Source organism: Pseudomonas sp. SDO5532_S415 (assembly GCF_054071155.1).
In genome coordinates, this window is record NZ_JBSVWS010000201.1 from 1 (window position 1) to 9,332 (window position 9,332).

The 9,332-nt window shown below is 62.3% G+C and carries 11 protein-coding genes; 10 read left to right on the plus strand and 1 reads right to left on the minus strand.

Annotated features, from left to right (window positions below):
* Positions 1-166 precede the first annotated feature (166 nt).
* The 9 genes from mdcA to madM all read left to right on the plus strand — a co-directional run bounded on the left by mdcA (position 167) and on the right by madM (position 7,425).
* The gene (mdcA, locus tag ACW9HW_RS26740; RefSeq protein WP_457402297.1) at positions 167-1,837 is read left to right on the plus strand and encodes a malonate decarboxylase subunit alpha; all 1,671 of its coding nucleotides are present in this window, start codon (positions 167-169) and stop codon (positions 1,835-1,837) included.
* A complete protein-coding gene (locus ACW9HW_RS26745; RefSeq protein WP_457402299.1) occupies positions 1,837-2,712 on the plus strand; it encodes a triphosphoribosyl-dephospho-CoA synthase in 876 nt (291 codons plus the stop codon). Before mdcA ends, ACW9HW_RS26745 begins: the two co-directional genes overlap by 1 nt.
* Positions 2,712-3,011, plus strand: coding sequence for a malonate decarboxylase subunit delta (locus tag ACW9HW_RS26750; RefSeq protein ID WP_457402301.1), 300 nt, complete (start codon positions 2,712-2,714; stop codon positions 3,009-3,011). The genes ACW9HW_RS26745 and ACW9HW_RS26750 overlap by 1 nt, the downstream gene beginning before the upstream one ends.
* On the plus strand, positions 3,004-3,855 hold the full coding sequence (locus ACW9HW_RS26755; RefSeq protein ID WP_457402303.1) for a biotin-independent malonate decarboxylase subunit beta: 852 nt from the start codon (positions 3,004-3,006) through the stop codon (positions 3,853-3,855). Before ACW9HW_RS26750 ends, ACW9HW_RS26755 begins: the two co-directional genes overlap by 8 nt.
* Positions 3,852-4,655 carry a biotin-independent malonate decarboxylase subunit gamma gene (gene mdcE, locus ACW9HW_RS26760; protein WP_457402305.1) on the plus strand — a complete coding sequence of 268 codons (804 nt, stop codon included), beginning with the start codon at positions 3,852-3,854 and terminating at the stop codon, positions 4,653-4,655. The genes ACW9HW_RS26755 and mdcE overlap by 4 nt, the downstream gene beginning before the upstream one ends.
* Complete coding sequence (locus ACW9HW_RS26765) at positions 4,649-5,269, plus strand: malonate decarboxylase holo-ACP synthase (RefSeq protein WP_457402307.1); 621 nt, start codon at positions 4,649-4,651, stop codon at positions 5,267-5,269. The genes mdcE and ACW9HW_RS26765 overlap by 7 nt, the downstream gene beginning before the upstream one ends.
* Positions 5,266-6,177, plus strand: coding sequence for a malonate decarboxylase subunit epsilon (gene mdcH / locus ACW9HW_RS26770; RefSeq protein ID WP_457402309.1), 912 nt, complete (start codon positions 5,266-5,268; stop codon positions 6,175-6,177). The genes ACW9HW_RS26765 and mdcH overlap by 4 nt, the downstream gene beginning before the upstream one ends.
* Before the next feature lie 65 nt (positions 6,178-6,242).
* Complete coding sequence (madL, locus tag ACW9HW_RS26775) at positions 6,243-6,659, plus strand: malonate transporter subunit MadL (RefSeq protein ID WP_095196391.1); 417 nt, start codon at positions 6,243-6,245, stop codon at positions 6,657-6,659.
* 1 nt (position 6,660) lies between these two features.
* Positions 6,661-7,425 (plus strand): malonate transporter subunit MadM, encoded by a 765-nt coding sequence (madM, locus tag ACW9HW_RS26780; RefSeq protein ID WP_095196392.1) that lies wholly within the window; start codon positions 6,661-6,663, stop codon positions 7,423-7,425.
* A 111-nt stretch (positions 7,426-7,536) separates the two neighbouring features.
* On the opposite strand, the gene ACW9HW_RS26785 is transcribed toward madM, so the two are convergent.
* On the minus strand, positions 7,537-8,451 hold the full coding sequence (locus ACW9HW_RS26785; protein ID WP_095196393.1) for a LysR family transcriptional regulator: 915 nt from the start codon (positions 8,449-8,451) through the stop codon (positions 7,537-7,539).
* 194 nt (positions 8,452-8,645) lie between these two features.
* Here ACW9HW_RS26785 and trhA point away from each other — a divergent pair, with 194 nt between their 5' ends.
* The gene (gene trhA, locus ACW9HW_RS26790) at positions 8,646-9,263 is read left to right on the plus strand and encodes a PAQR family membrane homeostasis protein TrhA (RefSeq protein ID WP_095196004.1); all 618 of its coding nucleotides are present in this window, start codon (positions 8,646-8,648) and stop codon (positions 9,261-9,263) included.
* The last annotated feature ends 69 nt before the right edge of the window (positions 9,264-9,332 follow it).

Sequence of the window (9,332 nt, forward strand, 5' to 3'; positions counted from 1 at the left end):
GCTCCCACAGGGGAATGCATTTCAAATGTGGGAGCGAGCCTGCTCGCGAAGGCGTCGGCTTGAACAACCATTACTCTGACCGTAACAATCCGCCACTCTGCTTGATTGATGCTCCGTCCCCATCGCTCCTAAGGTAGCTCCACGACATCGAACCCGTGGAGTGGTCATGACTACAACAATATCCCCCGACTCGCGATGGACGCGGCGACGCAGCGAGAAGCAGCGGCGTCTGGCGCAGGTGGCGAGTCTGGCCGACGGTGTGGTGTTGCCCACCGACAAGATCGTGGCGGCGCTGGAGGCGTTGATTCTGCCCGGCGATCGTGTGGTGCTGGAGGGCAATAACCAGAAGCAGGCGGACTTCCTGTCCCGCTCCCTGGCCAAGGCCGATCCGGCAAAGTTGCATGACCTGCACATGATCATGCCCAGCGTCGGCCGTTCCGAGCATCTGGATTTGTTCGAACGCGGCATCGCCCGCAAGCTCGACTTCTCCTTCGCCGGCACCCAAAGCCTGCGCATCAGCCAGTTGCTTGAAGACGGCCTGCTGGAAATCGGCGCGATCCACACCTACATCGAGCTCTATGCACGGCTGGTGGTGGACCTGATTCCCAACGTCGTGCTCTCGGCCGGTTTCATGGCCGACCGTGCCGGCAACATCTACACCGGGCCCAGCACCGAAGACACCCCGGCGTTGATCGAGCCGGCGGCTTTCAGTGACGGCATCGTCATCGTCCAGGTCAACCAGTTGGTGGACGACGTCAGCGATCTGCCCCGGGTGGATATTCCCGCGTCCTGGGTCGATTTCGTGGTGGTGGCCGACAAGCCGTTCTACATCGAGCCGTTGTTCACCCGCGACCCCCGGCACATCAAGCCGGTGCATGTGCTGATGGCGATGATGGCGATTCGCGGGATCTACGAAAAACACAACGTGCAGTCCCTGAACCACGGCATCGGTTTCAACACCGCCGCCATCGAGCTGATCCTGCCCACCTACGGCGAATCCCTCGGCCTGAAGGGCAAAATCTGCCGCAACTGGACCCTCAATCCGCATCCGACTTTGATCCCGGCGATTGAAAGCGGTTGGGTCGAAAGCGTGCATTGCTTCGGCACCGAACTGGGGATGGAAAACTACATCGCCGCCCGGCCTGACGTGTTCTTCACTGGACGTGACGGCTCCTTGCGCTCCAACCGGATGTTCAGCCAACTCGCCGGGCAGTACGCAGTGGACCTGTTCATCGGCGCCACCCTGCAAGTCGATGGCGATGGCCATTCCTCGACCGTGACCCGCGGGCGCCTGGCCGGTTTCGGCGGGGCGCCGAACATGGGGCATGACCCGCGCGGTCGTCGTCACGGCACGCCGGCTTGGCTCGACATGCGCCACACCGACGTGGCCGAGCCAATGCTCGAACGTGGCAAGAAGCTTGTGGTGCAAATGGTCGAGACCTTCCAGGAGGGCGGCAAACCGACCTTTGTCGAAACCCTCGATGCTATCGAAGTGGCGAAGAAAAGCGGCATGCCGCTGGCGCCGATCATGGTCTACGGCGACGACGTCACTCACCTGCTGACCGAAGAAGGCATCGCCTACCTGTACAAGGCGCGTTCGCTGGAAGAACGCCAGGCGATGATCGCCGCCGTCGCCGGGGTGACCGCCATCGGCTTGCGCCACAACCCGAAAGACACCGCGCGCATGCGCCGCGAAGGTTTGATCGCCTTGCCCGAAGACCTCGGCATCCGCCGCACCGACGCCACCCGCGAACTGCTCGCCGCCAAAAGCGTGGCCGATCTGGTGGAGTGGTCCAGTGGCCTCTACAACCCGCCCGCCAAATTCAGGAGCTGGTAATGCACGCATTCAACCTGCAACCCAAACCCCTGAGCCTGGCCGAACGCCTGGCGGACCTGGCGGTGGACGCACTGATCGACGAAGCGGACCTGTCGCCGAAACCGGCACTGGTCGACCGCCGTGGCAATGGCGCGCACACCGATCTGCACCTTGGGCTGATGCACGCCTCGGCGCTGGCCCTGTGGCCGGCGTTCAAGGAAATGGCTGAAGCCGCTATCGAAATCGGCGAGATCGGCTTGCCGCTGCGTGAAGCCATTGGCCTGATCGGTCGTGAGGGCGAACAAGCGATGCTCGCCACCACTAACGGGGTGAACACTCACCGTGGCGCCATCTGGGCTTTGGGCCTGTTGGTCGCTGCGGTTGCCCTTGAACCTGAATCCAGCGCTGCCGGGGCCATCACGCTGCGCGCCGCACGCCTGGCCTTGCTGGATGACCGCTATATGCCACGTCCGCTCAGCCACGGTGCACAAGTCGCCCAACGCTACGGTGCGCGCGGTGCCCGTGAAGAAGCGCAACTCGGCTTCCCGGCCGTGACCCGGCGTGCGCTGCCGCAACTCCTGCGCAGCCGTACTGCCGGCCATGGCGAGCAGAATGCCCGGCTCGATGCACTGCTGGCGATCATGACTGACCTGTCCGACACCTGCGTGCTGTACCGCGCCGGGGAGGAGGGCCTGCACACCATGCAGCTCGGCGCGCAGGCGGTGCTCGACGCGGGCGGCAGTGCCAGCCTCGCCGGCCGTCGTCGCTTGCATGAGCTGGACCAACAACTGATCGCATTGAATGCCTCGCCCGGTGGCGCTGCCGACCTGCTCGCCGCCTGCCTGTTCATCGACCGTATCGAGTCGGGCGAAAGCCTCATCCAGGGAGCCTTTTGATGGAAACCTTATCCTTTGAATTCCCCGCCGGGCAGCCGCCACGCGGTCGTACCCTGGTGGGTTGTGTCGGCTCCGGCGATCTGGAGGTGCTGATCCAGCCCGGTCAACCCGGCAAGCTGACCATCACCGTGCAGACGTCGGTCAACGGCAGCGAACAACGCTGGCAGCATCTGTTTTCGCGGATGTTCGATGGCCAGACGCCGTCGGCAATGGACATCGATATCCACGATTTCGGCGCCACCCCCGGCGTGGTGCGCCTGCGTCTGGAACAGGGCTTCGAGGAGATCGGCCATGACTGACAGTGCCGCGCTTCTCAACAAACACAGCTTTGTCGAACTCGGTGCCCGGCAACGGGCGAAAGCCTTGCTCGATGCCGGCACCTTTCGCGAATTGATCGATCCGTTTCAGCGGGTCATGTCGCCTTGGCTGGCGCGGCAGGGCGTGGTGCCGCAAGCCGATGACGGCGTGGTGATCGCCAAGGGCAGCCTCGACGGTTTGCCGGTGGTCATCGCCGCTATCGAAGGCGCCTTTCAGGGCGGCAGTCTCGGTGAAGTCGGTGGGGCGAAAATCGCCGGCGCACTGGAACTGGCGGCCGAAGATAACCGCAAGGGCATCCCGACCCGGGCCGTGCTGCTGCTGGAGACCGGCGGTGTGCGTTTGCAGGAAGCCAACCTTGGCCTGGCAGCGATTGCCGATATCCATGCGGCGATTGTCGATCTGCGCCAGTACCAGCCGGTGGTCGGCGTCGTGGCCGGCAGTGTCGGTTGCTTCGGCGGCATGTCGATCGCCGCCGGGTTGTGCAGCTATTTGCTGGTGACTCAGGAAGCACGGCTGGGCCTGAACGGTCCGCAGGTGATCGAGCAGGAAGCCGGGCTTGAGGAATATGACTCCCGCGACCGTCCCTTCATCTGGAGCCTGACCGGTGGCGAGCAACGCTTTGCCACGGGATTGGTGGATCGTTACGCCGAGGATGACGTGGCGCAAATCCGCCAGCAGGTCGGCGAGTTGCTCCAAAAAGGTTTGCCGACGCAGCAGCGCAGCACGCAGGCCGATCTGTACCTGCAACGGCTAGCGCGCCTGGATGCCGAACCGCAAATCGAGCCGGCCACGGTTCGCGACTTGTATCAAGGAGAGCGCTCATGAGTGCGTATTCCCTCAGGGGCTTGAACTGGTTCAACGCCTTGAATGTCGATGGCAAACCGGTGGGTGGTTTGCCGGCTTCACTGAAAGTGGCCGATGGCTTTGTGGGTGAGCAACCCGTGCGGTTTATCGCCGTGGTGGCTGATCCCGACAACCGTTTCGCCCGCGCCCGTAACGGCGAGGTCGGTTTGCTCGAAGGCTGGGGTTTGGCCAAGGCTGTGGATGAAGTCATCACGGCTGATCGGGACAAGCCGCACAAACGCGCGCTGATCGCCATCGTCGATGTGCCGAGTCAGGCATACGGTCGTCGCGAAGAAGCCCTTGGGATTCATCAAGCATTAGCCGGCGCGGCGGACAGTTATGCCCGCGCCCGCCTGGCCGGGCATGCGGTGATCGGGTTACTGGTGGGCAAGGCGATGTCCGGGGCGTTTCTCGCTCACGGCTATCAGGCCAATCGGCTGATCGCCCTGCGTGATCCGGGGGTGATGGTGCATGCCATGGGCAAGGCATCGGCGGCGCGGGTGACGCTGCGCAGTGTCGAAGAGCTGGAAGCCCTGGCCGCCAGTGTGCCGCCGATGGCCTATGACATCGACAGCTATGCCAGCCTCGGTTTGCTCTGGGAAACCCTGGCGGTGGAACAGATCGAACAGCCCACGAGCGCCGATGTGAGCCGGGTGACCGAGTGCCTGGTTCAGACCATCGGCGATGTTGCCGAGAAAGGTCGTGACCTGAGCAGCCGTCTGGGTGCGAGCAATCGCGCGGCATCGAGCCATGTTCGTCAGCTGTTGAGAGAACAGTGGTGAACGCGTTCATGGCCCACGACCTGCTCTGGGGCATGACCCCGGGGCAGCTGCCGGCGGATGCACCCGCGTGGGCGATTGCATCGCTCGGCGCCGGGCAGCCGGTGGTGGTGCGTCGTGCGGTATCGACGGCGGGGCAGGTGGCGGTCGGCGTGCGTGGGCGTTTGCGTGAGCAACGTTATGCGGCGTCGATGGCGAGCGCTTCGGTTTCGCGTCGGGTGCAGCCGGAGCAACTTTGCCATGTCGATATCGATCGGGACTTGCCGGTCATTCGGGCACTCAAGCAATTGCGTCCGCTGCTCGACGACTGCGGTTGGACATGGGGTATCAGCGGCAGCGCCGGATTTGAACTGGCCAGTGGATTTACGGCCTTGCACGAGGGCAGCGATCTCGACCTGATTCTACGCACGCCACAGCCGTTGACCCGTACTCAAGCGCGGGAGCTGATGATGCTGCTTGATGCGCCAGCGTGTGTGGTAGACATGCAATTGCAGACCCCGTTTGGCGCCATCGCCTTGCGCGAATGGGCCGGATCTTCTAACCGGGTGTTGCTCAAAAATGCCACTCAAGCCTGTCTGGTCATCGATCCGTGGAACCCACGGGAGCAAGCGGCATGAGCAGCTTGCTGGTATTCCCCGGTCAGGGTGCGCAGCAGCCGGGCATGCTCCAGCGTGTGCCACGGGAGTGTCTCGGCGAGGCGAGCGATGTGCTCGGCGAAGACGTTTCGCTGTTGGATTCTGCCGAGGCGTTGCAATCGACAAGAGCTGTGCAGCTCTGCCTGTTGATCGCTGGCGTGGCGGCTTCGCGGCAGTTGGCGCTGCCGGCGGATTACGTCGCCGGGTTATCCATCGGTGCCTATCCGGCGGCGGTGGTGGCCGGGGCCTTGAGCTTCAGCGATGCGCTGCATCTGGTCAGCCTGCGCGGTGAATTGATGCAGCAGGCGTATCCACGGGGCTATGGCATGACCGCGATCATCGGTCTGGATATGGCGACGGTGGAGGGCTTGCTGGCGCAGGTCCACAGCGATGATTCGCCGGTGTACCTGGCCAACATCAACGCCGATAACCAGGTGGTGATTTCCGGCAGCGATGGCGCGATGAAAACGGTGGCCGGCTTGGCGAAGGATCGTGGTGCCGCAATGGCGAAGCGTTTGGCAGTGAGCGTGCCTTCACACTGCCCGCTGTTGGAGGCACCAGCAAAAATGCTGGCAGAGGCCTTCGCCAAGGTGCAATTGAAAACACCATCGCTGGGTTACTTGAGTGGCAGCCGTGCCCGGCCCGTCACCCACATCGACGCCTTGCGCGACGACCTGGCTTTCAACATGTGCCGCGTGGTGGATTGGCGCGGCACGGTACAAAGCGCCTATGAGCGCGGCGTACGTCTACAGATCGAACTGCCGCCCGGTGCGGTGCTGACCGGGCTGGCGCGCCGGGTGTTCGAACAGGGCACCGTGATTGCTTTCGACGGTGCCCGGCTCGATACCCTGCAGGCGCTGTTGCGTGAGGAGGGAAACCGCCAACCCTAGATCAGCGACTCAGGCCTTCGAACAACAAAAACAACATTCGACGATGCACTTTGAGGACGACAACAATGATTATTTACGGTGTGGCGCTGTTGGCGATCTGTACGCTGGCAGGGGTGATCATGGGCGACATGCTCGGCGTGTTGCTGGGCGTGAAATCCAACGTCGGCGGGGTCGGGATTGCGATGATCCTGCTGATCTGCGCGCGGTTGTGGATGCAAAAACGCGGCGGCATGACCCGGGATTGCGAAATGGGCGTCGGCTTCTGGGGCGCCATGTACATTCCGGTGGTAGTCGCCATGGCGGCGCAACAAAACGTGGTCACGGCCCTGCACGGCGGCCCGGTGGCGGTGCTCGCGGCCATCGGTTCGGTGGTGGTGTGCGGCTGCACCATTGCCTTGATCAGCCGGACCCACAAGGGCGAACCCTTGCCCGACGAACCGACCGAAATAACCTCGGTTGGCGCACCGGCAGGAGGTCGCTGATATGTGGGATCTCATTGAGAAAGGCCTGGAACATAACGGCTTGATCACCGCGTTCGCGTTCGTTGGCGTGATCATGTGGGTGTCGGTGATTCTTTCGAAGCGCCTGACCTTCGGGCGAATTCACGGCTCGGCGATTGCCATCGTCATCGGCCTGGTGCTGGCCTGGGTCGGCGGCACGATGACCGGCGGACAAAAAGGCCTGGCGGACCTGACGCTGTTCTCCGGCATCGGTCTGATGGGCGGCGCCATGCTGCGGGACTTCGCCATCGTCGCCACGGCGTTCGAAGTGCAGGCCACCGAAGCGAAAAAGGCCGGGTTGATCGGTGTGATCGCGCTGCTGCTGGGCACGGTGCTGCCGTTCATTGTCGGTGCCTGCATGGCCTGGGCGTTCGGCTATCGCGATGCCGTAAGCATGACCACCATTGGCGCGGGGGCGGTGACTTACATCGTCGGCCCGGTGACCGGCGCGGCGATTGGCGCGACCTCGGACGTGATGGCGTTGTCGATTGCCACCGGATTGATCAAGGCGATTCTGGTGATGGTCGGCACGCCGATGGCAGCACGCTGGATGGGCCTGGACAATCCGCGTTCGGCGATGGTGTTTGGCGGGTTGGCCGGGACGGTCAGCGGGGTGACGGCAGGGTTGGCGGCGACGGATCGGCGGCTGGTGCCTTATGGCGCGTTGACCGCGACTTTCCATACCGGGCTTGGGTGCTTGTTGGGGCCATCGTTGTTGTACTTCATTGTTCGCGGGATTGTCGGTTAAACCGCTGGATTATCTTTGACAGTTCCGACGCCTTCGCGAGCAGGCTCGCTCCCACAGGGGATTACAGTCCAATGTGGGAGCGAGCCTGCTCGCGAATGGGGTGACTCGGTTTCAGGCCTGGCGGTTGGCATACATCCGGCACTCCGCCAGCAGCGCCAGCAGGTTCGGATCGCGCTCCTTGGCCTTGAGAAACACCACGCCAATGTGCTGCTGCAATCGATACTTTTCCTGCAACGGGATCAGCTTCACCCGGTTCTCGTACACCGCCGCAATCCGCCCCGGCAACAACGCATATCCTACCCCCGAGCTGACCATGCTCAGCAGGGTGAAGATGTCGTTGACCTGCATCGCCACCTTCGGCTCGAACCCCGCCTGGCTGAATACCCGATTGCCGTCCTGATGGGTGGCGAAGCCCTGGGTCAGGGTGATGAAGGTTTCGTCGCGGACTTCGGCCAGGTCGACTTCAGAGCGTTGAGCAAATTTCGAGTCCGCCGGCGTGGCCAGGAAGATATCGTCGGAAAACAGCGGGATGTGCTCCAGGTCCGGATCGTTGATGCTGTCGTCCAGAGACACCAGAATCGCATCGACCTCCATGTTCTTGAGCTTGTACAACAGGTCGAAGTTCGAGCCGAGAATCAGATCAATGTTGAGTTCGCTACGGCGGATTTTCAGGCCCATGATCAGCTGTGGAACGGTCTTCACCGTCAGCGAATACAGCGAGCCCAACTTGAAGCGCTCGGCGGAAAACCCGGCGGCTTCGCGGGTCAGGCGTACGCTTTCGAGTACATCCTGAATCAGCTTCTGTGCCCGCTCCTCAAGCACGTAGGCGCTTTCCAGCGGTGTCAGGTTGCGGCCTTCGTGCTTGAACAACGGACAGCGCAGGGCGCTTTCCAGGGAGTGGATCGCCCGATGCACGCTGACATTGCTGGTCTGTAACTCGGCGGCGGCCCGGGCCAGATTGCCGGTGCGCATGAAGGCCAGGAACACCTCGAGTTTTTTAAGGGTCAACTCTTCGTCGATCAGCATGGGGCGGACTCTTATTGGAATGACCTGATTGTGCCCGGTATTGGCTGACCTTTGTAGGAGCTGCCGAAGGCTGCGATCTTTTGATTTTAATCTTGATATTGATCGTTAAAGATCGCAGCCTCGTTGCACTCGACAGCTCCTACAGGCCTGAGCCTTGTGCGTTGCGGTAACGATTTTCGAGGGGTAGGCAAGCGATGTATCACGGAGAACGATTGAACGCCTGGACGCATTTGGTCGGGGCGGTGGCGGCGTTTGTCGGCGGGGTGTGGCTGATTGTTGTCGCCAGCCTCGATGGCAGTCCGTGGAAGATTGTCAGCATGGCGATCTACGCCTTTACCTTGCTGGTGTTGTACAGCGCATCGACCGTCTACCACAGCGTGCGCGGGCGAAAGAAAGCGATCATGCAGAAGGTCGATCACTTTTCCATCTATCTGCTGATCGCCGGCAGCTACACGCCGTTCTGCCTGGTGACCCTGCGCGGGCCTTGGGGCTGGACGCTGTTCGGGATCGTCTGGGGGCTGGCGCTGATCGGCATCCTGCAAGAGATCAAGCCGCGTTCGGAAGCGCGGATTCTGTCGATTGTGATTTACGCGGTGATGGGCTGGATCGTGCTGGTGGCGGTCAAGCCGTTGCTGGCGGCATTGGGTGGTGCCGGGTTTGCCTGGTTGGCGTTGGGTGGCGTGTTTTACACCGTGGGCATTATCTTTTTTGCTTTGGATCACCGCCTTCGGCATGCCCATGGGATCTGGCATTTGTTCGTGATTGCCGGCAGTTTGCTGCACTTTGTCGCGATTTTGTTTTATGTCCTTTAGAACACGCAGTGGCTTTACCTGTGGGAGCGAGCCTGCTCGCGAAGGCGTCAGTTCAGCCCACATCATCGT